We start from the raw sequence: 21,958 nt of genomic DNA, 5'->3' as shown, positions 1-21,958 counted from the left end.
TGAGATTTCAAACGGCCGCGTCGGCAGTGCGACGTTCGTCCGCACGCAGCAGCGCGACAGCCACGGCGGGCGCGCAGACCTGTGCCCAACGAGCGGCCGTCTCGTCGGCTTCCGTGAGCGACGCAAACGTAATCACGTCGCGCCCGAACTGGGTCGCCAGTTCATCCGCGAGGAATGCGCCGCAGCCTGCCGATACGAGCACGACGTCATGCGCGAGGCCGACGCGTCCGAGCACTTGCGCGAGATTCGTCGACAGATGCGCAAGCTGCGCGTTGCGCCATTCGCGGGCGAAGCTGTCCCAATCCGCCATCGACGCGTCGCGTGCATCGCGCCCGATCATCCGTGCAAGACGCTGGCAGCTCGCGATGGGGTCCTTCGCGGCACCGTCGGCGGCGGGATGCTGGTCGTGCAGCGGATCGAGTTCGCCTGTCAGCCGGTAGACATCGGCCGTCGTCGCGAAAAGTTCATTCATCACGTTGTGAGGCTCGCCACGAAAGCGGATGCGCTGCGAGAGCGCGCACAACGGCGTGCGCACAACGCCCTGATAAACGAGTTCACGGGATCTGAGCCGCGCCGCGTCGTCCTTCCCGCGCGAGACGAGCACGCCGTCGCGGACCGCGATGAAATCCGTGGTGGTGCTGCCGATATCGACGAGCACGGCGGCAGGCACGCGCGCCGCGATCAATGCCGCCGTCGCATGCCAGTTCGCGGACGCAACATCGGCCCAATGGTCCGCGACGGTTTCGTATGGCTGCCATCCCGAGCGCCCCGCGTAGAACGACGCACGCTGACCGAAACGGCTTGCAAATCTCTGCGCCAGCGCGGCCACACCTGCCTCGCGGTTGGCGAAAACGTCCGCCATTTCGCCGCTCATCGTCACCGCATGTTCGGCGTCGCCGTGATCGGTCCAGCGTTGCGCCGCTGCGTCGAATACGGCATCCAGATTCGCGACGCCTTGCCAGAGCGGACAGGCCCATTGCCTCACCTCGCACACGCGCCCCGCCTCGACGCGCGCCGCCTTCACATGCGCGCCGCCGATGTCCCAGCCGATCACGAGGTCACGCGGCATAGCGTCTCCGATCGAAGTCATCGCCCAGTCCGAAATGTTCCGCGACCACGCTCGCGGCGATGTTGGTATCGAGGAGGTCGGCAAGCGCCGGGTAGGCGCACGTCACCCGCGGATTGATCTCGATCACGATCGGCCCGCGTTGCGGATGCCACACCAGATCGATGCCGACGAACCCCGCGAGCCCTGGCAGCGCGCGCGCCACACGCGCGGCGAGCGACCTGAACGCCGACGCTTTTTCGCTCGACAACGAAACGGCGTTCGCCGTCAGTCCTTCGTAGGCGACCTGTCCATCGCATATGCCGATATGTTGCCGGTTGATGCCGATAAGCTCGGCATGACCGCGCGTGCAAAGCAGCGAAAGACTGAGCGCCTCGCCGCTGATCCACTCTTCGAGCGTGACGCGCTCGCGCGCCGCGACACGGCGCAGGAATACATATTCGGCCATCCGATAGTCGTGAAAGAGAAGAGTATCGACGGCACCCGCGCCATCGTCGGGTTTGACGACCCAGGCGCTTGCGTTGCACGCGACTTCGAGGGGCGCCTCCACCGACCACGCGCGCGGCGTCGCGATGCCAGCCAGCGCAAGATAGCGTGCCGTGCGTCCCTTGCTGCTCGCGATATGCAGCGTCGCCGCGTCGCAGCCGATCCATCGTGAAGGCTCGACGGCCTCGCACAGCGTGCTCAACACGCCGTCCGTCTCGGGCGCGATCACCCATACGGCGTCGTGACGGCGCGCTTCGGCTGCGAGAAAGCGCGATAGCGGTATCGCAAACGGCGCGGGACACCAATCGATTGCGAGCGCCGCGTCCGTCGCGTCGTGCGCTTCATCATGGCCTGCAACGCAGGTCAGCGCGACATGGCCGGAGCGCGCCAGATCGCGCGCAACGGCATCGCGCATCGCCCTGCCCTGCATCCGCAGTTCCACTGACACGCATCGATCGGCGTAACGATCGGCATAACCATTGCCGCTGAGATATTCGTACAACAGGATCTTCTTCATCGCTCGCTTCCCGTGCAGGTCAATGCGCCTCGCGTTCGGCACATTCATGTTCCATGCCACCGGTCGGCGCGCTGCGTGCGTGCCATGGCGCTCGTGCTGACCTCGCCCTTCGCGATCACACGACGCGTGACAGTCTGCATCGCACGCGGCGCAAAACACATCGCATTCGAGCTATGCATCCATGTCGCCGGAATCGCGCTGGCTGATGCAATCGAAGGCACGATGCCGCTTCAACGCCGATGGCATATGAGTTGCTGATAGGCGGCCATGACCTCGATCAGTTCTCCTACCTCCTGGACGTGTCCGTTCTGCCCGCTTTTATGCGATCGGCTTTCGATCGGCGCGGACGCGACGTTGACGCTGAACGGCACCGACTGTCCGCGTGCCACGCGCTCGCTTGCGCAGTTCGGCACACGTCCTGCTCACGTGCAGCCGGTGCGCGACGGCAAGCGCGTGGCTCTCGACGATGCGATCCGCGTCGCGGCCCAATGGCTCGCCGTAGCCAGGCAGCCGTTGTTCGCGGGCATGGCCACCGATGTGGCAGGCACGCGCGCGCTGTATCGGCTCGCTAACGCAAGCGCTGCCATCATCGATCATGCACATGGCCGCTCGTTGATGCGTGCGCTGACGGCGATGCAGGATCGTGGCGCGTTCACGACTACGCTATCCGAAGTGCGCGCGCGCTCGGACCTGATCGTCTGTTTCGCGTCGACACCCACGGCGAGATACCCGGACTTCTTCAAGCGCTGCGGGATCGGCGTAAAGCCTGCCGATGCAACGGGTCCAACGCAACGCGACGTGATATTCGTCGGCTGCGATGTCGATGCGGACCTCGCACGCATCGCGCAGCCAGCGACGGTTTCGCAACGCGCGATTCCGTCGCAAGGCGATCTGTATGAGACCGTTGCGCTTCTGAACACGCAAATCGATTGGCTTCTGAAAGACAGGCCGATGCCGGGCAACGCGTGCGCGCTCGAATCATTAGCCGCTCAGATGCTTGCGGCGCGTTACGTCACGCTCGTCTGGAATACGGCCGATCTGCCCGGCGATCATGCGGCACTGCTGGTCGAAGCACTGGACCGTCTCACGAAGTCGATCAACGTCAAGACGCGCGCAGGCACGCTCGCGCTTGGCGGAGACGACGGCGCGGCCACCGTCAACCAGACGCTGACGTGGATGTCGGGTCTGCCGTTACGCACGGGCATTCATCGGAGCGGCCTCGAACACGATCCGCATCGCTATGACACGGCACGGCTGCTGGACGAGCGTGCCGTCGATACGCTCGTGTGGATCGCCAGTTTCAACGCCGATCTGCCGCCGCCGCAGACCGACATGCCGACGATCGTGCTCGGTCATCCCCGCCTCGCGTCGGTGTGCGCGGATCGCCACGGGCCCACGCTGTTCATTCCCGTGTCGACACCGGGCATCGGTTCCGCCGGTCATCTGTTCCGCGCGGACGGCGGTGTCGTACTGCCGCTCGTGCCCATTTATGACGATACGTTGCCCACTGTCGCGCACGTCGCCGGACAGATCGCCCGAGCCCACGCCGCGCTGCATTCCACAGCGCGATCGGTGCCACTAGTGCCAAAGGAGCCCGCCCGATGAGCACGTTCCGCTTGCGCGGTGGCCGCGTGTTCGACCCCGCTTCATGCATCGAAGGGCAGATCAAGGACATCTGCGTGCGCGACGGCAAGATCGTCGATTTGCATGAACAGGAGCCCGTCGATTGCGAATACGACGCGTCGGGCATGATCGTCATGGCGGGCGGCATCGACATGCACTCGCATATCGGCGGCGGCAAGGTGAATCTCGCACGCCTGCTGATGCCGGAAGATCATCGCGGCCGCATCGCGTCCGACAATGCGCTCGAACTTGCCTCGTGCGGCGACTGCACGCCGGGCACGCTCGCAACGGGCTACCGATACGCAGAGATGGGCTATACGGCCGCGTTCGAGCCGGCGATGATCGCGTCGAACGCGCGTCATACGCACCTCGAAATGGGTGACACGCCGATCATCGACCACGGCGCCTATGTGATGCTCGGCAACGACGACCTGTTCCTGCGCATGCTGGCCGGAAACGCCGACTACGAGCGCATGCGCGATTACGTCGGCTGGTCGATCAACGCGAGCCGCGCGCTCGGCGTGAAGGTCGTCAACCCTGGTGGCATCTCGGCGTTCAAGTTCAACCAGCGCAGCCTCGATGTCGACGAACATCACGCGCACTACGGAGTCACGCCACGCGACGTGCTGCGTGTGCTCTCTCGCGCGCTCACCGACCTCGGCGTGCCGCATCCGTTGCATGTTCATGCGAGCAATCTCGGCGTGCCTGGCAATATCGACTCGACGCTCGCCACCATCGACGCGCTCGAAGGTCTTCCCGGCCATCTCACGCACATCCAGTTCCACAGCTACGGCAACGACGGGCCGAGGAAGTTTTCGTCGGCGGCACATCGCATCGCCGAGGCTGTCAACGCGAATCCCAACATCTCGATCGACGTCGGCCAGATCATGTTCGGTCAGACGGTGACGGCGTCGGGCGACACGATGAAGCAGGTCAGACAGGCCGCGTTCGCATCGCCGCGCAAGTGGATTGCGGGCGATATCGAATGCGATGCGGGCTGTGGCATTGTGCCGTTTCGCTACCGCGAGACGAGCTATGTCAACGCGCTGCAATGGACGATCGGCCTTGAACTGTTCCTGCTGGTGAAGAACCCGTGGCAGATCACGCTCACGACCGATCATCCGAACGGCGGTCCCTTCACCAGCTACCCGCATCTGATCCGCCTGCTGATGGACAAATCGTTCCGCGACGAACAACTGGCGAAGCTCCATCCCGATGTCGCGACGCAATCGCCGCTTGCGAGCCTCACACGCGAACTCGATCTCAACGAAATCGCGATCCTGACACGCGCCGCCCCCGCCCGCCTGCTGGGCCTCGCCGATCGCGGGCGGCTCGACGCGGGCGCGGCCGCCGATATCGCCGTGTACCGCGAGCATCCCGACCGCGAAGCGATGTTCCGCACGCCCGCCTTCGTGTTCAAGGACGGCGAACTGGTCGCGCGCGAAGGCCGCATCGTCGCGACGCCCGTGGGCGGCACCCATTACGTCGAGCCCGAGTTCGATCGCTCGATCGAAAAGGTGATCGAAGACTACGGCGACGCCTATCTCGCGACCAACCTTCGGCGCGCGCCCATCAGCCGCGATGAACTGTGCCTGTGCGGCAACGGCGGACGTCTGCTGCCCGCCGCGTGCGGCATGCACCGACAACCGCGTGCGGAGTCTGCGTCATGAGCATCGCGTCATCAGACACGGCATCCGTTGCCGAACGGCCGGCTGCGCCGCGCATCGTTCGGGGCATCTCGATCGACGACACGTTCGCTGAAGCATTTCCGATGAAGGCGACGCGCCTCATCGTGACGGCGCGCAATGCCGCTTGGGCGCGCAACGCGGCCATCGCGGCAACCGGCTTTGCGACATCGGTGATTGCATGCGGATGCGAGGCGGGCATCGAGCGCGAGTTGCCGCCCGACGAGACACCCGATGGACGGCCCGGCGTCGCCCTGCTGCTCTTTTCGATGTCCGGCAAGGAACTCGCGAAACAGGTCGAGCGACGCGTCGGACAGTGCGTGCTGACGTGCCCGACGACGGCTGTGTTCGGCGGTATCGCGGATGGCGAGCCCATTGCGCTCGGCAAGAATCTGCGCTTCTTCGGTGACGGCTGGCAGATCGCGAAGCTGATCGACGGGAAGCGCTTCTGGCGCGTTCCTGTGATGGATGGCGAATTCGTCGCGGAGGAAACGACGTCCGTCGTCAAGGGCGTGGGTGGCGGCAATCTGCTCTTCCTTGCGCGCGATACGGACGCCGCGCTCGTGGCTGCGCAAACCGCCGTGCAGGCGATGCGCAACGTGCCGAACGTGATCCTTCCGTTTCCTGGCGGCGTCGTGCGCTCGGGGTCGAAGGTCGGTTCGAAGTACGCGGCATTGCCCGCTTCGACCAACGACGCCTTCTGCCCCGGCCTCGCCGAACTCGCGCAACGCACGGAACTCGACCCGGACGTGCGCAGCGTGCTCGAAATCGTGATCGACGGATTGAGCGAGCCGGACGTGGCCGAGGCCATGCGCGTCGGCATCGACGCCGCGACGGGCGCAGAGGCCGGCGTAGAAAACGGTCTGGTGCGGATTTCCGCAGGCAACTACGGCGGCAAGCTCGGGCCGTTTCACTTCCATCTGCATCAGTTGTGCGATCAGTTGCCGGAGCCGCCGGAGGGCCGATGAAGCGCATCACGTTACGTCTGAAGCACGCACCCGCGTTGCGCATCGATGCACGCGAGCTTCTGCCCGCACGGCTCGTGCAGCTCGATGCAGGCGCAATCAGTGCGATCACGCTTTGGCACGGCGCAGAGCGGATCAGCGTCGGAGACCTGTTCGCGGTCGATATCGGCGAAACGAAGCGCGACGCCGCGCAACTTGTGTTCGAAGGCGATATGCAGCGCTTCGACCGGCTCGGCTCGCGCATGGATGCGGGCCATATCCTCGTCGATGGCAATGCGGGCGACTATGCAGGCACGCAGATGAGTGCGGGGACGATCATCGTCGAAGGTCATTGCGGGAGCTTCGCGGCCTGCGAACTGTCGGGCGGGCGTATCGAGATTCGCGGCAATACGGGCGATTTCGCGGGCGCCGCGCTGCCGGGCGACATGGACGGCATGCGCGGCGGCACGCTCGTGATTCACGGCGACGCGGGCGCGCGACTCGGCGACCGCATGCGTCGCGGAACGGTCATGGTCTTCGGTTCGACGGGCGCGTTCGTCGCGTCACGGATGGTCGCGGGCACCATCGCCATTGCGGGCGGCATCGGCGAACATCCGGCTTACGGGATGCGGCGCGGCGCCCTGCTGCTGCTCGACCCCGGCTGGTCCCCGACCCGGCGCTTCGCGGAAAACAGCAGCGATATCGACGTGTTCTGGCGGCTCCTCGTGCCGACGCTCGCGCGCGAGGGCGGTGCTTTTGCGATGCTGTCGCGCGATCAAGCGCCCCGGCGGCTGCGCGGCGATGTATCGGTTCAGGGCAAGGGAGAAATTCTGTTGCCCGGCTAAGCCTCCATCAATACCTGCTCGCCCGCCTCGTGCGCGCCGCTCACCAGGCTATCCCTGAACGCGGACGCGGCAGCAGAAAGCTGCTTGCTCTCGCGATGCACCAGGTACAGATACCGTACGATCGGAAAGTGCTCGACGTCGAGCACCTTGAGCCGCAGCGTTTCGAGTTCGGCCATGATCGTCGCGAGCGGAACGACTGACAGACCCATGCCCGCCTGCACGGCCCATTTGACGGCCTCGTTGCTGCTCACTTCCATACCCGGACGAAAACTGATGCGGTGTTCGGCAAAGAAGCGCTCCATCGCGCGGCGCGTGCCGGAACCGGACTCGCGCACGAGGAACGTCTCGCGTTCCAGCGCATCGAGCGCGATACGGCGCTCGCGCACGAGCGCGTGATCGGGCGGCGCGATCATCACGAGCGGATTCTTCGCCACACGCATGGCAGCGAGCCCTTGGCCTTCGGGCGGAAGCCCCATGATCGCGAGATCCGTCTGGTTGCTCGCGAGTTCGTTCAGCACGCACTCCCTGTTGCCGACCGACAGGCTCACCCTCACGCCCGGAAACGCGCGCGTGAACTTCGCGATCAACTGAAGCGCAAGCGGGTTGGCCGTGCCGCTCACCAGCGACACCTTCAGCTTGCCCTGCTTCATGTCGCGCAACTGGTCGAGTGATTCTTCGAGGACGGACAACTGCTGCTGGAGCAGCCGCGTATGGCTGTACAGCTCCTTGCCCGCCGCGGTCAGGAAGACGCGCCGCCCGATCTGCTCGAACAGCGGCATGCCGATGCTCGTTTCGAGCTGCTTCAGTTGTGACGAAACGCCGGGTTGCGTCAGGTGAAGCTCCTCGGCTGCGCGCGAAAAGCTCAGGTGGCGCGCGCTCGCTTCGAACACCCGTAGCTGACGCAAAGTCAGGTGCAGCATCTCGCTCTCTACCCTCCCGAACGCTCGGCCAAAACGACTTGATTTCACGCCTCAACTGTATCAGCCGGGTCTACGTCCGCAATGCCCAAGAGGAGGTACTCCGCGAGGCGCCACGCCCGTCCCGCAAGGCTCACAAACGAGGTTATGGGTCGGATAAGTAACCCGAATGAGTGTTTTGCGCGGCACGCCTCTACCATCGTTTCAACAGGAATGCAAAACGGACGAAACACAATCGGACGAACACACGGACGAAAGAGAGAGGTTCAAATGTTCAGCTACAAAAGCACGCTCGCCTTCACCGACCCGGAATTGAGCCATGCCATCGCAGCGGAAACGCAGCGTCAACAGGACCATATCGAACTGATCGCATCGGAAAACTACACGTCGCCCGCCGTGCTCGAAGCACAGGGATCGCAGCTGACCAACAAGTATGCGGAGGGCTATCCGGGTCGCCGTTATTACGGCGGATGCGAACACGTCGACGTCGTCGAGCAGCTCGCAATCGACCGCGCGAAGCAGCTGTTCAACGCCGAATATGCGAACGTGCAGCCGCATTCGGGATCGCAGGCGAATCAGGCCGTGTATCTGTCCGCGCTGAAACCCGGCGACACCATTCTCGGCATGTCGCTCGCGCACGGTGGACACCTCACGCATGGCGCGTCCGTGAACGTCAGCGGCAAGCTGTTCAACGCCGTTTCGTACGGCCTCAATCCCGATACGGAAGAAATCGACTACGAGGATGTGCAGAAACTCGCGCAGACGCATCGGCCGCGCATGATCGTCGCGGGCGCGTCCGCGTACTCGCTCGTGATCGACTGGCAGCGTTTTCGCACAATCGCCGACAGCGTGGGCGCGACCCTGCTCGTCGATATGGCGCACTATGCAGGGCTCGTCGCGGCGGGGCTTTACCCGAGCCCGGTCGGCATCGCGGACTATGTGACAACCACCACGCACAAGACGCTGCGCGGCCCGCGCGGCGGCCTGATTCTCGCCGGCGCGCAGCGAGCGAAGGCAATCGATTCGACGATCTTCCCCGGCATCCAGGGCGGCCCGCTGATGCATGTGATCGCGGGCAAGGCCGCCGCGTTGCGCGAAGCGATGACCGACGACTTCCGCGAATACCAGCAACAGGTGCTCGTCAACGCGCGGACCATCGCGCAGACGCTCCAGCAACGCGGCTTGCGGATCGTGTCGGGGCGCACCGATTCCCATGTGTTCCTCGTCGATCTGCGCGCGAAGAACGTGACGGGCAAAGAGGCGGAAGCCGCGCTTGGCCGCGCGTTCATCACGGTCAACAAGAACGCGATTCCGAACGATCCGCAAAAGCCCTTCGTCACGAGCGGCGTGCGCATCGGCTCGCCCGCCATCACGTCGCGCGGCCTGCGCGAAGCGGAAGCAGAACAGCTCGCGCATCTGATCGCCGATGTGCTCGACGCGCCGGGCAACGATCTCATGATCCGCCGCACAGCCGACGCCGTGCTCGCGCTCACCGCGAAGTTCCCCGTCTATCGCGACGCACCCGACGCGCTGCGCCACGACGCGCCCGCATCGCTGGACGACAGCGCGGCCGCAAGTCACACGGCCCGCTGAAATACGCAAGCCCTTCGAACGGATTCTCAAAGCCCATCACTCAAGGAGACAAACCATGTCGAATACTTCAGCCACGCGCATCCCCGGACGCAACATCCTCGCCGTCCCCGGCCCGACGAATATTCCCGACGCCGTGCTGCGCGCGATGGTCGTGTCGATGGAAGATCACCGCTCGACGAAATTTCCCGAACTCGCGCATGGACTGCTCTCCGATCTGAAGAAGATCTATCGGACAGACGAAGGCCAGCCGTTCATTTTCCCGTCGTCGGGCACGGGCGCATGGGAGGCGGCCCTCACGAACACGCTGTCGCCCGGCGACCGGCTGCTCGTGCCGCGCTTCGGCCAGTTCAGCCATCTGTGGGCCGACATGGCGCAGCGCCTCGGCTTCGATGTCGAGATTCTCGATGTCGACTGGGGCGAAGGCGTGCCCGTCGAACGGATCGCGGAGATTCTGAAGGCGGACCGCCAGCACACGATCAAGGGCATTCTCGCGTGTCACAACGAAACGGCAACGGGTGTGACGAGCGATATCGGCGCGCTGCGCCGCGCGATGGATGACACCCGTCATCCCGCGTTGCTGTTCGTCGATGGCGTGAGTTCGATTGGCTGCATCGACTTCCGCATGGACGAATGGGGCGTCGATCTGGCCGTGACGGGCTCGCAGAAAGGCCTCATGCTGCCTGCGGGCCTCGGCATCCTGTGCGTGAGCCAGAAGGCGCTGATGACAATCGGGCACGCGAAATCGCGCCGCTGCTACTTCGATCTCGCCGACATGGTGCGCGCCAACGCAACGGGCTACTTCCCGTACACGCCCGCCCTTTCGCTGATGTACGGGCTGCGCGCCGCGCTCGATCTGCTGTTCCAGGAAGGACTCGAAAACGTCTTCGCGCGGCATCACTATCTCGCGTCGGGCGTGCGCGCCGCCGTCACGGAGGGCTGGGGACTCGACGTGTGCGCGAAGGCGCCGAAGTGGCATTCGGATACGGTGTCCGCGATCGTCGTGCCGGAAGGGTTCAACGCCGCGCAGGTGATCGACACGGCGTATCGCCGCTACAACCTCGCGCTCGGCGCGGGGCTTTCAAAGGTCGCGGGCAAGGTGTTCCGCATCGGCCACCTTGGCGACCTCAACGAATTGATGCTCACGAGCGCGATCGCGGGCGCGGAAATGGCGATGCTCGATGCCGGTATCGACGTGCGTCCGGGCAGCGGCGTCGGCGCGGCCGGACAGTACTGGCGCACGCATGCGCCGGGCGCGCAGGCAGCGGCACAGCCTGCAACGCAGCCGGCCGCACAGCCCGCCGTGCGCCGCGTCGCCGCTGCCTGACGGCAGCGACCGCGGCGATCCGATGCACATGCGTCGGGTCGCGACTCTTCCCGCTCACATCACGGCACCCACGACATCATGCAACACGACATCGTCTTTCTCGACCGTTCCACGCTGAATGCCGACGTCCGGCGCCCGACGTTCGCGCATCGCTGGGTCCAGTACGCATCGACCTCGGAACACGAGGTCGCGCAGCGGCTCGAAGGCGCCAGCATTGCGATCACCAACAAGGTGCCGCTGCGGGCCAACGTGCTCGACAGGCACCCGTCGATCAGGATGATCGCGGTGGCGGCGACGGGCTACGACTGTGTCGATACGACGTACTGTCGCGAGCGCGGCATCGCCGTCGCGAACATTCGCGGCTATGCGACCCACACGGTGCCCGAGCACACGTTCGCGCTGATCCTCGCATTGCGGCGCAACCTGCTCGCCTACCGCAGCGACGTGCAGCGCGGACGCTGGCAAACGACGAAGCAGTTCTGCTTCTTCGATCACCCGATCCGCGATCTGCACGGCTCGACGCTCGGCATCATCGGCGGCGGCGCGCTCGGTCAGGGCACGGCTGAGATCGCGCGCGGCTTCGGCATGCGTGTGATCTTCGCCGCCCACGACTCAAAGCGCGCGCGCACGCCCGGTCTCGACTACGTGCCGCTCGACACGCTGCTGCGCACGTCCGACGTGATCTCGCTGCACACGCCACTCACGCCCAGCACACGCAATCTGATCGGACTGGACGAGTTGCGCATCATGAAGCGCGACTGTCTGCTGATCAATACGGCGCGCGGCGGGCTCGTCTGCGAGGCCTCGCTGGTCACGGCGCTCAAGGAAGGGCTGATTGCCGGGGCAGGCTTCGACGTGCTGAGTCAGGAGCCGCCCGTCGCGGGCAATCCGCTGCTCGAACTCGATCTGCCCAACTTCATCCTCACACCCCACGTTGCGTGGGCCTCCGACGACGCGATGCAGTCGCTCGCCGACCAGCTCATCGAGAACATCGAGGCATTCGCGCGCGGCGAGGCTCGCAATCTCGTGATCTGACGGCCACGGAGCCACGCAGGAACACGCAACGGAAAACAGCAACGGAAACGAGCAACGGAAACGAGCAATACCACGGAGACATCGACATGGACATTCACGAGTATCAGGCCAAGGATCTGCTGGCTGGCTTCGGCGTGCCGATCCAGCGCGGCGCGGTCGCCTACACGCCGGATCAGGCGGTCTATTGCGCGACGGAACTCGGCGGCTGGCACTGGGCCGTCAAGGCGCAGATCCATTCGGGCGCGCGCGGCAAGGCGGGCGGCATCAAGCTGTGCGAGACCTATCACGACGTGCACGAAGCGGCGACCTCGCTGTTCGGCAAGCATCTGGTGACGGCGCAAACGGGACCGGAAGGCAAGGTCGTCGAGCGTGTGTACGTCGAAGTCGCGGAGAAGTTCGAACGCGAGATCTATCTCGGCATCGTGCTCGACCGGAAGGCGGAACGCGTGCGCGTCATCGCTTCGTCGCAGGGCGGCATGGATATCGAAGAGGTCGTGCGGACGAACCCGGAAGCCGTGCTTCAAACGGTGGTCGAGCCCGCAGTCGGCTTGCAGCTCTTCCAGGCGCGTGAGCTCGCTTTCGGCCTTGGCCTGAGCATCAAGCAGGTGAGCCGCGCCGTCTCCGCGATCATGGGCGCGTATCGCGCGTTTCGCGATCTCGACGCGACGATGGTCGAAATCAATCCGCTCGTCGTGACGGCTGACGATCGCGTGATCGCCCTCGACGCCAAGGTCTCGTTCGACGACAACGGCCTGTTCCGCCACCCGCACGTGTCGGAGATGCGCGACGCGGCGCAGGAAGATCCGCGCGAAGCGGAAGCCGCGCAGTTCGGCCTGAACTACGTCGGGCTCGACGGCGACATCGGCTGCATCATCAACGGCGCCGGCCTCGCGATGGCGACCATGGACACGATCAAGTACGCAGGCGGCGAGCCGGCCAACTTCCTCGACGTCGGCGGCGGCGCGTCGCCCGAGCGCGTGGCGGCCGCGTTTCGCCTCGTACTGTCCGACCAGAACGTGTCGGCCGTGCTCGTCAATATCTTCGCCGGCATCAATCGCTGCGACTGGGTCGCCGAGGGCGTCGTGCTGGCGGCACGCGGGCTGAGAGTGCCCCTCGTCGTGCGGCTCGCGGGTACGAACGTCGAAGAGGGACGACGCATCATCAAGGAAAGCGGCCTGCCCATCATCGCGGCTCAATCGCTGCTGGAGGCGGCGCAAAAGGCCGTCGAGGCCGCCAAGGCGCATCGCGCACGCCAGGCCGGCAATCACAGATAAGGAGAACGGACATGAGCATCCTGATCGACGAAACCACCCGTGTGATCGTGCAAGGCTTCACGGGCGACAAGGCATCGTTCCACGCGAAAGAGATGATTGCGTACGGAACCAACGTGGTCGGCGGCGTGACGCCGGGCAAAGGCGGGCATCGGCATCTCGAGCGCCCCGTATTCGACACCGTGAAAGACGCCGTGCGCGAAACGGGCGCGACGGCAAGCCTCGTGTTCGTGCCGCCGCCCTATTGCGCCGATGCGATCATGGAAGCCGCCGACGCAGGGCTGAAGCTCGTCTGCGTCATTACGGACGGCATTCCGGCTCAGGACATGATGCGCGTCAAGCGCTATCTGCTGCGCTATCCGAAGGAAACCCGCACGATGGTGGTCGGCCCGAACTGCGCGGGCATCATCAGCGCCGGACGCGCGATGCTCGGCATCATGCCGGGGCACATCTACGGGCGCGGCAATATCGGCATCGTGTCGCGCTCGGGCACGCTCGGCTACGAAGCCGCCGCGCAGCTCAACGCGCTCGGCCTCGGCGTCACGACGAGCGTGGGCATCGGCGGCGATCCCATCAACGGCAGCTCGTTCCTCGATCATCTGAAGCTGTTCGAGCAGGACCCGGAGACCGAGGCCGTCGTGATGATCGGCGAGATCGGCGGACCGCAGGAAGCGGAAGCCGCGAAGTGGGTCAGCGAGCATATGACGAAGCCCGTCGTCGGCTATGTGGCCGGTCTCACGGCGCCGAAGGGACGGCGCATGGGGCACGCGGGCGCGATCATCTCGGCAGCGGGCGACAGTGCGGCCGAGAAAGCGGAAATCATGAAGTCCTACGGCCTCTCAGTTGCGCCCAGCGCATCCGAGCTGGGTTCCACCGTTGCCTCCGTGCTCGAAGACAATGTCGCGCGCCGCGTTGCCTGACTGGGGCTACGGCATCGACACACAGCCCGACTCGCCGCGCGTCGAGGCTGTGCGCCCCCTCCATGCGGGCAGGCACGCCGACGCCGACGGGCTGCACAAGCTCTCGGCTGCGTCGGCGTCGCTGCCCACGCTCAGCGCGGACGACTATGAACACGCCGTGATCGACCTGCTGTCGGAACTGTTGCGCGACATTGCGCGCGTCCGTCAGCCTGAAGTCGAACGCACGCTGCGCGGCGAGTCCGCGCACGAATCGATGAGCGAGCTGATGCGCGAGCGGATGGACGACCGCACCGCGCGCGTCGTGCTGCGGCGCATGCTGCAGGCACAGGGCATGTGGTTCCAGCTGCTCAGCATCGCCGAGCAGAGCACCGCAATGCGCCGGCGCCGCGAGATCGAAATCGATGGTGGCTATGACCGGCTGCCCGATTCGTTCGCGCGCGTGATTGCCGAAGTCGCCGGCGCGGGCGTTCCCGCCGGCGAAGTGCGCGACGCGCTCAGTCATATGAAAGTGCGCCCCGTGCTGACGGCCCACCCGACGGAAGCGAAGCGCGTCACGGTGCTCGAAATCCACCGGCGCATCTACCGGCGCCTGATGGAACTCGAATCGCCGCGCTGGACGCCTCGCGAACGCTACACGCTGATCCTCGCGCTCAGGAACGATATCGAGCTGTTGTGGATGAGCGGCGAGTTGCGGCTCGAAAAGCCCACGGTTGCGCAGGAAGTCGCGTGGGGCCTGCACTTCTTCGGCGAGACGCTGTTCGAAGCCGTGCCGCTGCTGTTCGACAAGCTGCAGGGCGCGCTCGAGCGCCACTATCCGGGCGAGCGCTTCGACATGCCGCGCTTCTTCCAGTTCGGTTCGTGGATAGGCGGGGACCGCGACGGCAATCCGTTCGTCGATGACGGCGTCACGCGTGCGACGCTGCACGAGAACCGGCTGGCGTGTCTGAAGCGCTATCGGCTGCGTCTCGCCGAACTGGCGCAGATGCTGAGCATCACATCCGAGGCGCTGCCCGTGCCGGACAGTTTCCATGAGGCACTGGCGCGCGCGCTGATGGCGAGCGGCGAACCCACGTCGATTGCATCACGCAACCCGGGCGAACTGTTCCGCCAATATCTGACGTGCATCTTGCGCCGCCTCGATGCGACGCTCGCCAACGCGAGCCGTCCTGCCGATGGCGCGCCCGTTCAGGGCGGCTACACGAGCGCCGACGAGCTTGCGGCCGACCTGCTCGTCATCGAGCAGACGCTCTTCGCGACGCAAAGCGGTCAACTCGCGCGGATGCTCATACGGCCGTTGCGGCACGAAGTGGAGACGTTCCGCTTCAGCACCGTGCAGCTCGACCTGCGTCAGAACACGACGATCATCGAGCAAACGCTGCGCGCGTTGTGGCGCGCGACCTGCGGCACGTCCGGCGAGCCGCCCGCGAGCGATTCGCTTGAATGGAAAGCGTGGCTCCTCAGCGAACTCGGTCAACCATCGGACAGCGAAGCGGAACGCGAGCGCCGTTTCCAGTCGCTGCCGCCCGAAGAGGCACAGACGCTGCAGATTTTCCGCACCGTGCGGGAGATGCGCCAGCAGGTGGATCGCAACGCGTTCGGCGCGTTCATCCTGAGCATGACGCATCGGGCGAGCGATGTGCTCGGCGTCTATCTGCTTGCGAAGGAAGCCGGTCTCTTTTCCGACGCAGCGGGAACGGAAAGCTGCACGCTGCCCGTCGTGCCGTTGCTCGAAACCATCGACGACCTGCGCCGCGCGCCTGAAATCCTGCGCGAACTGCTGGCCGTGCCGATGGTCCGCCGCAGCATCCGCGCGCAAGGCGGCGTGCAGGAGATCATGATCGGCTACTCGGATTCGAACAAGGATGGCGGATTCTTCGCGAGCAACTGGGAGCTGTCGAAGGCGCAGACGAAGATCAAGCGGCTCGGCGACGAACTCGGCATCGCGATCGCGTTCTTCCATGGACGCGGCGGTTCCGTGAGCCGGGGCGGCATCCCTGCCGGCCGCGCGATTGCCGCATTGCCCGCCGGTTCCGTCAACGGACGTTTTCGCGTGACCGAACAGGGCGAAGTGGTGTCGTTCAAATACGCGAATCGCGGCACGGCGCAGTATCACGTCGAGTTGCTGGCGTCGAGCGTGCTCGAACACACGCTGAAGTCCGAACGCGAAGAAGCGCTGCTGCCCAAGGGCGAATTCGACGAGGCGATGGAAGCGCTCTCTGGCGCGTCGCGGGCCGCGTACGCGAAGTTCATCGAGCAGCCCGGCATGCTCGCGTATTTCCAGGCGGCGAGCCCGCTCGAAGAACTGTCGATGCTCAACATGGGCTCGCGCCCTGCCCGCCGCTTCGGTGCAAAGAGCTTGCAGGATCTGCGCGCGATTCCGTGGGTGTTCGCCTGGGCGCAGAACCGTCACGCGCTGACGGGCTGGTACGGCGTGGGCAGCGCGATCGAAGGCTTTCTTTCCGTGCGTCAGGACCGCGGACTCGATCTGCTGCGGCGGATGTTCGACGAATCGCGGCTGTTCCGGCTCGTCATCGACGAAGTAGAAAAGACGCTGGCCCAGGTGAACCTCGACATTGCGCGCGAATACGCGAGCCTCGTACGGGACGAGCAGATTCGCGACAGGATCTTCGCGCAGATCGAAGCCGAATACCGGCTCACCGTGAAGATGGTGAATCGGGTGACGGGTTCGTCGGGAGTGGGCACGCGCTTTCCTAAGTTCAGCGCCCGCCTCGAGCGGCGCCTGCCCGCCATCGACCTCGTCAGCCGCCAGCAGATCGAACTGCTTCGCCTCTACCGTTCGGCGCAGACGGAACGGCAGCGGCGCGCGTACCAGGTGCCGCTGCTGCTGTCGATCAACTGCATCGCATCGGGGTTCGGCGCGACGGGCTGAACGCCCGTTGCCCGTCGTCGATACCCGCCCTCCATAACGTGCCCATAGGAGAAACCCATATGAGCTTCACCGCCATCGAGCCGGCCAAAGCGCGGCTGCATCGTTCCGAACTGGCCGTCCCCGGCTCGAATACCGCGATGTTCGAAAAGGCCGCGCGCTCGGCCGCCGACATCGTCTTCCTCGACTGCGAAGACGCCGTCGCGCCGGACGACAAGGAGCAGGCGCGCAAGAACATCATCGAAGGGCTCAACGAGATCGACTGGGGAACCAGGACGATGATGGTTCGCATCAACGGTCTCGATACGCACTACATGTATCGCGACGTGGTCGATATCGTCGAGGCATGTCCGCGTCTCGACATGATCCTGATTCCAAAGGTCGGCGTGGCCGCGGACGTCTACGCCGTCGACATGCTCGTCACGCAGATCGAAGCCGCGCGCGGGCGCGCGAGGCGCATCGGCTTCGAAGTGCTGATCGAAACGGCGCTCGGCATGGCGAACGTCGAGAGCATCGCGCAATCGAGCCGGCGTCTGGAGGCGATGTCGTTCGGCGTCGCGGACTATGCGGCATCGACACGCGCGCGCACGACGGTAATCGGCGGCGTGAATCGCGACTACGGCGTGCTCACCGACAGGAACGAGCGCGGCGAGCGCGATTACTTCTGGAGCGATCAATGGCATGCCGCGCAAACGCGCATGATGGTCGCATGCCGCGCTTATGGGCTGCGTCCCATCGACGGTCCGTTCGGCGACTTCAGCGATCCCGACGGCTACGATGCAGCCGCGCGCCGCGCAGCCGTGCTGGGCTACGAGGGCAAGTGGGCGATCCATCCGTCGCAGATTGAACTCGCCAATCGCGTGTTCACGCCCGCCGAAGCCGAAGTCACCAAGGCGCGCCGCATCATGGATGCGATGGCGCAAGCCGCGAAGGAAGGCAAAGGCGCCGTGTCGCTGGATGGCCGCCTGATCGACGCCGCAAGTATCCGCATGGCTGAGGCGTTGCTCGCGACGGCCGATGCGATCGGCAATAACAAGCGCTAGTGGTCGTGAAAAGGGCGGCCTGCGGGCCGCCCTTTTCTATTTTCAATCGACGCATCAGCCAAAAGCCAGCGCCATCGCCTCACGCTCCTGACACAGGTAGTCGCCATGCACCTGATCCCAGCTCGACAGAATCGCATCGGCGGCCCGATCCGCGTCGTGTTCCGTCGTGGCCCATGAGATGACCGACAGGCGCATCACGGCACGTCCCTGCCAAAGCGCCGCCCGCACGTCGCAGATGCCCTGCGCCTGGATGCGCGCAATCGTGCGCAACGTCAGTTCGTCCGCGAGCGGGTCGTCGTAGGCCGAGCCGAAGCGCACCATCATCTGGTTCAGTTCGACCTCGTTGAGCAGCGCGACACCCGGTCCCAAAGCAAGTCGCCGCGCGATGCGGCACGCCAGCGCGCAATGTCGTCCGATCATCGCCGCGATCCCTTGCCGGCCGAGCGTACGAAGCAGCGCCCACAACACAAAGCCGCGCGCGCGTCGCGAAAGCTCGGGCGTGTAGTGGACCGGGTCGCGCACGCCGTCGTCCGCTTCAGGCAGATAGCTCGCGCGAATCGACATCGCGCGTCGGTGCGCGTCTGCGTCGCGCACGAACGCGCAGCCCGTTTCGTAGGGCGCCTGCAGCCACTTGTGCGCGTCGGCCGCCCATGAGTCGGCGCCTTCGATGCCTGCGGCAAGATGCATGCGCTCAGGGCACGCCCTGACCCATAAGCCGAGCGCAGCATCGACGTGAACCCATCCGCCTCGTCCATGCGCGCACGCCGCGATTTCGCCGACGGGATCGAACGCGCCCGTCATCATGTGTGCCGCCTGGGCAATGACGATGAGCGGCCCCGACTGCTGCGCGAGCGCGTCGCGCAACGCGGATACCTGCATCCGGCCCGCCTCGTCGGCTGCGACCTCGATTACGCGCCGCTCGCCGATGCCCAGATAGCGCAGCGCGGCCAGCACGCTCGCGTGCACGCCTTCGCCGACATACACGGAGATGGGCGGCGCGCCGCACAGTCCGTCGGCTTCGACGTCCCAGCCTACGCAACGGAGCACGGCATCGCGCGCGGCCGCGAGGCAGACAAAGTTGCTCATGGTCGCGCCCGTGGTGAAACCGACCGAGCACTCGCGCGGCAGGTCCAGCACGTCGACGAGCCAGGACGCGGCCACCTGCTCCGCGACAGCCGCGGCCGGCGCGCCATGCGCCGTCGCGGCGTTTTGCCCCCAGATGCTCGTGAGCCAGTCCGCCGCGACGCCGGCGGGATGAGAACCGCCCGCGACCCAGCCGAAAAAGCGCGGCCCCGCCGTGCCGAGCAAGCCTGGCTCCGCGATGGCCGCGAGCCGCGCGATCACGGCATCGGCGGGCTCGCCTTCTTCGGGCATCGGCCCGCCGAACGCCGCGCTCAGTTCGCCGAAGCTGGCCGTGGGACACGTCGGGCGCGCTGCGCGCGCGTCATGGAACGCGAGCGCGAGCCTCGCGGCCGTTTCGAGTGCGTTGCGTGTATCGTCAGCCATCCGCGGTCTCCTGCAATCGTCAACGTCCCTAACCCGCCGGCACCTGCCAGAAAGGCTGAGGCGGGTGAAATGCCTGCCCGTCTGCAAAACGCTCTGCCGAGCGCAAGGTGTTTTCGATCAGCATCGTAACCGTCATCGGTCCGACGCCGCCAGGCACGGGCGTGATCCACGAAGCCCGCTCGCGCACGGGCTCGAAGTCCACATCGCCGACGATGCGCCCATCCGGCATGCGATTGATCCCCACGTCGATGACGATCGCGCCTTCCTTGACCATCTCCGCCTTGATGAGGCCGGGCTTGCCCGCTGCGACGACCAGAATGTCGGCGTGTATCGTGTGCTGCGCGAGGTCACGCGTCTTCACGTGGCAGATGGTGACGGTCGCTTCCTTCTGCAGCAGCATCAGCGCCATCGGCTTGCCGACGATATTGCTCGCGCCGACCACGACGACGTTCTTTCCCGCTACGTCGATGCCCGTCGTCTCCAGCAGAAGCTGGACGCCATACGGCGTGCAAGGCGGAAAGATCGAATTGCCGACGACGAGCGCACCGACGTTGTACAGATGAAAGCCGTCGACGTCCTTGTCGACGACGATGCTTTCCAGCACGCGCCGCACATTGATCTGCGGCGGCAACGGCAGTTGCACGAGAATGCCATGCGTGCCGCGCTCGACGTTGAGGGCGGCAATGCGGTCGAGCAGTTCTGTCTCTCTGCAATCGGCATGAAAGCGGTGCATGAACGAGCGCACGCCGCAATCCTCGCAGGCTTTCACCTTGTTTGCGACGTACAGCTCGGACGCGGGATTGTCGCCGACCAGCACCACGGCGAGACCCGGCACGACACCGCGCGCGGACAGGGTCGCGACGCGCTCGCGAAAGCGCGCGCGCAGACGCCGCGCGAGGTGTCGGCCATCGATCAGTTGCGCTGTCATCGTGCGCCGTTGAAGCCAGGAATCCAGTTGGTCCCGGCGAGCGGCACACGGGCCATCGCCGCGGCTTCGACCGTGAGCGCCACGAGGTCTTCCGGCTCCAGATGGTGCACGTTCTGCTTGCCGCACGCGCGCGCGATCGTCGTCAACTCCATGTTCACCGTCTTCAGATAGTTCTTCAGACGCTTCGCGCCGACTTCAGGCTTCAGACGCTCCTGCAACACGGAGTCCTGCGTCGTGATGCCGACGGGACACTTGCCGGTGTGGCAGTGGTGGCAAAATCCGGGCGCGGTGCCGAGATTCGCGTAGTCGTCGAGCGCGGACACGTGCTGGCCGTTCTCGATGTACGACGCGCTATTGCAGCCGAGCGACATCAGCACGCCCTGGCCGATCGCGACGGCATCCGCGCCCATTGCCAGCGCCTTCGCGACATCGGCCCCGCTGCGGATGCCGCCCGAGATGATCAGCTGCACCTGCCCCTTCATGTTGAGATCTTCGAGCGCGTCGACAGCCTGGCGCAGCGCGGCGAGCGTCGGAATGCCGACGTTCTCGATGAAGCAGGTCTGCGTCGCGGCCGTGCCGCCCTGCATCCCATCGACGACGATCACATCCGCGCCCGCATGCACCGCGAGCTTCACGTCGTTGAACGTGCGGGTCGCGCCCACCTTCACGTAGATGGGCGTCTGCCAGTCGGTCAACTCGCGCAACTCGAGAATCTTGATGTGCAGATCGTCCGGACCCGTCCAGTCAGGATGACGCGATGCCGAGCGCTGATCGATGCCTTCCGGCAGCGTGCGCATCTTCGCCACGCGCGGCGAGATCTTCTGGCCGAGCAGCATGCCGCCGCCGCCGGGCTTCGCGCCCTGTCCGATCACGACCTCGATCGCGTCGGCCTTGCGCACGTCGTCGGGATTGAAGCCATAGCGCGACGGCAGGCACTGGTAGACGAGGGTCTTCGACGAGCGCCGTTCCTCGGGCGTCATGCCGCCGTCGCCCGTCGTCGTCGAGGTGCCGAGTTCCGTGGCCGCACGGCCGAGCGACTCCTTCACGTTCGCCGATAGCGCGCCGAAGCTCATGCCCGCGACGGTGATGGGAATAGCGAGCTCGATTGGCTTCTTCGCGAAGCGCGTGCCGAGCACGGTCTTCGTCACGCATTTCTCGCGGTATCCCTCCAGCGGATAGCGCGACAACGACGCGCCGAGAAACAGCAGATCGTCGAAGTGCGGCACGCGCCGCTTCGCACCGAGGCCACGGATCTCGTACAGTCCGTGTGCCGCGGCGTTCTGGATATAGTCGATCGTCTTGCGGTCGAAGCCCCAGGACTCTTCAGTGGCGATGTGTTTCATATGTACGGGCTTGATTTCCATGGCG

General features: G+C 65.5%; 17 protein-coding genes. 11 read left to right on the top strand and 6 right to left on the bottom strand.

Features of this window, described 5'->3' with window-relative positions:
- Positions 1–7: 7 nt before the first annotated feature.
- Both AB4Y32_RS25945 and AB4Y32_RS25940 read right to left on the bottom strand, forming a co-directional pair.
- Positions 8–1,069: a hydantoinase/oxoprolinase family protein gene (locus AB4Y32_RS25945; protein ID WP_368724097.1), complete on the bottom strand. Its 1,062-nt coding sequence runs from the start codon at positions 1,067–1,069 to the stop codon at positions 8–10.
- Positions 1,059–2,069: an ATP-grasp domain-containing protein gene (locus tag AB4Y32_RS25940; protein WP_368724096.1), complete on the bottom strand. Its 1,011-nt coding sequence runs from the start codon at positions 2,067–2,069 to the stop codon at positions 1,059–1,061. Before AB4Y32_RS25940 ends, AB4Y32_RS25945 begins: the two co-directional genes overlap by 11 nt.
- A 267-nt stretch (positions 2,070–2,336) precedes the next feature.
- Here AB4Y32_RS25940 and AB4Y32_RS25935 point away from each other — a divergent pair, with 267 nt between their 5' ends.
- The 4 genes from AB4Y32_RS25935 to AB4Y32_RS25920 are packed head-to-tail and all read left to right on the top strand — an operon-like array spanning position 2,337 to position 7,166.
- The gene (locus tag AB4Y32_RS25935; RefSeq protein ID WP_368724095.1) at positions 2,337–3,674 is read left to right on the top strand and encodes a formylmethanofuran dehydrogenase; all 1,338 of its coding nucleotides are present in this window, start codon (positions 2,337–2,339) and stop codon (positions 3,672–3,674) included.
- Complete coding sequence (locus AB4Y32_RS25930) at positions 3,671–5,362, top strand: formylmethanofuran dehydrogenase subunit A (RefSeq protein ID WP_368724094.1); 1,692 nt, start codon at positions 3,671–3,673, stop codon at positions 5,360–5,362. Before AB4Y32_RS25935 ends, AB4Y32_RS25930 begins: the two co-directional genes overlap by 4 nt.
- Complete coding sequence (gene fhcD, locus AB4Y32_RS25925; protein ID WP_368724093.1) at positions 5,359–6,345, top strand: formylmethanofuran--tetrahydromethanopterin N-formyltransferase; 987 nt, start codon at positions 5,359–5,361, stop codon at positions 6,343–6,345. Before AB4Y32_RS25930 ends, fhcD begins: the two co-directional genes overlap by 4 nt.
- The gene (locus tag AB4Y32_RS25920) at positions 6,342–7,166 is read left to right on the top strand and encodes a formylmethanofuran dehydrogenase subunit C (RefSeq protein WP_368724092.1); all 825 of its coding nucleotides are present in this window, start codon (positions 6,342–6,344) and stop codon (positions 7,164–7,166) included. The genes fhcD and AB4Y32_RS25920 overlap by 4 nt, the downstream gene beginning before the upstream one ends.
- Here the strand turns inward: AB4Y32_RS25920 and AB4Y32_RS25915 are convergent.
- Positions 7,163–8,086, bottom strand: a complete 924-nt coding sequence (locus AB4Y32_RS25915) for a LysR family transcriptional regulator (protein WP_368724091.1) — start codon at positions 8,084–8,086, stop codon at positions 7,163–7,165. The genes AB4Y32_RS25920 and AB4Y32_RS25915 overlap by 4 nt on opposite strands.
- A 267-nt stretch (positions 8,087–8,353) precedes the next feature.
- On the opposite strand from AB4Y32_RS25915, the gene glyA reads away from it, so the two are divergent.
- The 7 genes from glyA (at position 8,354) to AB4Y32_RS25880 (ending at position 18,156) form a co-directional block, all read left to right on the top strand.
- Complete coding sequence (gene glyA, locus AB4Y32_RS25910; RefSeq protein ID WP_368724090.1) at positions 8,354–9,676, top strand: serine hydroxymethyltransferase; 1,323 nt, start codon at positions 8,354–8,356, stop codon at positions 9,674–9,676.
- A gap of 55 nt (positions 9,677–9,731) precedes the next feature.
- On the top strand, positions 9,732–11,000 hold the full coding sequence (locus tag AB4Y32_RS25905; protein WP_368724089.1) for an aminotransferase class V-fold PLP-dependent enzyme: 1,269 nt from the start codon (positions 9,732–9,734) through the stop codon (positions 10,998–11,000).
- Between the two features lie 78 nt (positions 11,001–11,078).
- Positions 11,079–12,035: a D-2-hydroxyacid dehydrogenase gene (locus AB4Y32_RS25900; RefSeq protein ID WP_368724088.1), complete on the top strand. Its 957-nt coding sequence runs from the start codon at positions 11,079–11,081 to the stop codon at positions 12,033–12,035.
- A gap of 86 nt (positions 12,036–12,121) precedes the next feature.
- Positions 12,122–13,309 carry a malate--CoA ligase subunit beta gene (locus AB4Y32_RS25895; RefSeq protein WP_368724087.1) on the top strand — a complete coding sequence of 396 codons (1,188 nt, stop codon included), beginning with the start codon at positions 12,122–12,124 and terminating at the stop codon, positions 13,307–13,309.
- Positions 13,310–13,320: 11 nt separating this feature from the next.
- A complete protein-coding gene (sucD, locus tag AB4Y32_RS25890; protein ID WP_368724086.1) occupies positions 13,321–14,226 on the top strand; it encodes a succinate--CoA ligase subunit alpha in 906 nt (301 codons plus the stop codon).
- Positions 14,204–17,116, top strand: coding sequence for a phosphoenolpyruvate carboxylase (locus AB4Y32_RS25885; RefSeq protein ID WP_368724085.1), 2,913 nt, complete (start codon positions 14,204–14,206; stop codon positions 17,114–17,116). The genes sucD and AB4Y32_RS25885 overlap by 23 nt, the downstream gene beginning before the upstream one ends.
- Before the next feature lie 59 nt (positions 17,117–17,175).
- Positions 17,176–18,156: a CoA ester lyase gene (locus tag AB4Y32_RS25880; protein ID WP_368724084.1), complete on the top strand. Its 981-nt coding sequence runs from the start codon at positions 17,176–17,178 to the stop codon at positions 18,154–18,156.
- A gap of 54 nt (positions 18,157–18,210) precedes the next feature.
- Here AB4Y32_RS25880 and AB4Y32_RS25875 read toward each other — a convergent pair whose 3' ends face one another.
- From AB4Y32_RS25875 to AB4Y32_RS25865, 3 genes are read right to left on the bottom strand one after another with little or no spacing between them, the layout of a single operon-like run.
- Positions 18,211–19,662, bottom strand: coding sequence for an aspartate aminotransferase family protein (locus tag AB4Y32_RS25875; RefSeq protein ID WP_368724083.1), 1,452 nt, complete (start codon positions 19,660–19,662; stop codon positions 18,211–18,213).
- A gap of 28 nt (positions 19,663–19,690) precedes the next feature.
- Positions 19,691–20,590: a bifunctional methylenetetrahydrofolate dehydrogenase/methenyltetrahydrofolate cyclohydrolase FolD gene (folD, locus tag AB4Y32_RS25870; RefSeq protein WP_368724082.1), complete on the bottom strand. Its 900-nt coding sequence runs from the start codon at positions 20,588–20,590 to the stop codon at positions 19,691–19,693.
- On the bottom strand, positions 20,587–21,954 hold the full coding sequence (locus AB4Y32_RS25865) for an FMN-binding glutamate synthase family protein (protein WP_368724081.1): 1,368 nt from the start codon (positions 21,952–21,954) through the stop codon (positions 20,587–20,589). The genes folD and AB4Y32_RS25865 overlap by 4 nt, the downstream gene beginning before the upstream one ends.
- Between the last annotated feature and the right edge of the window lie 4 nt (positions 21,955–21,958).

Source organism: Paraburkholderia phymatum (assembly GCF_040965635.1).
Lineage (GTDB): Bacteria > Pseudomonadota > Gammaproteobacteria > Burkholderiales > Burkholderiaceae > Paraburkholderia > Paraburkholderia phymatum_B.
The sequence above is the reverse complement of the archived record's forward strand: the minus strand, read 5'-3'. Positions and strand labels throughout refer to the sequence as shown.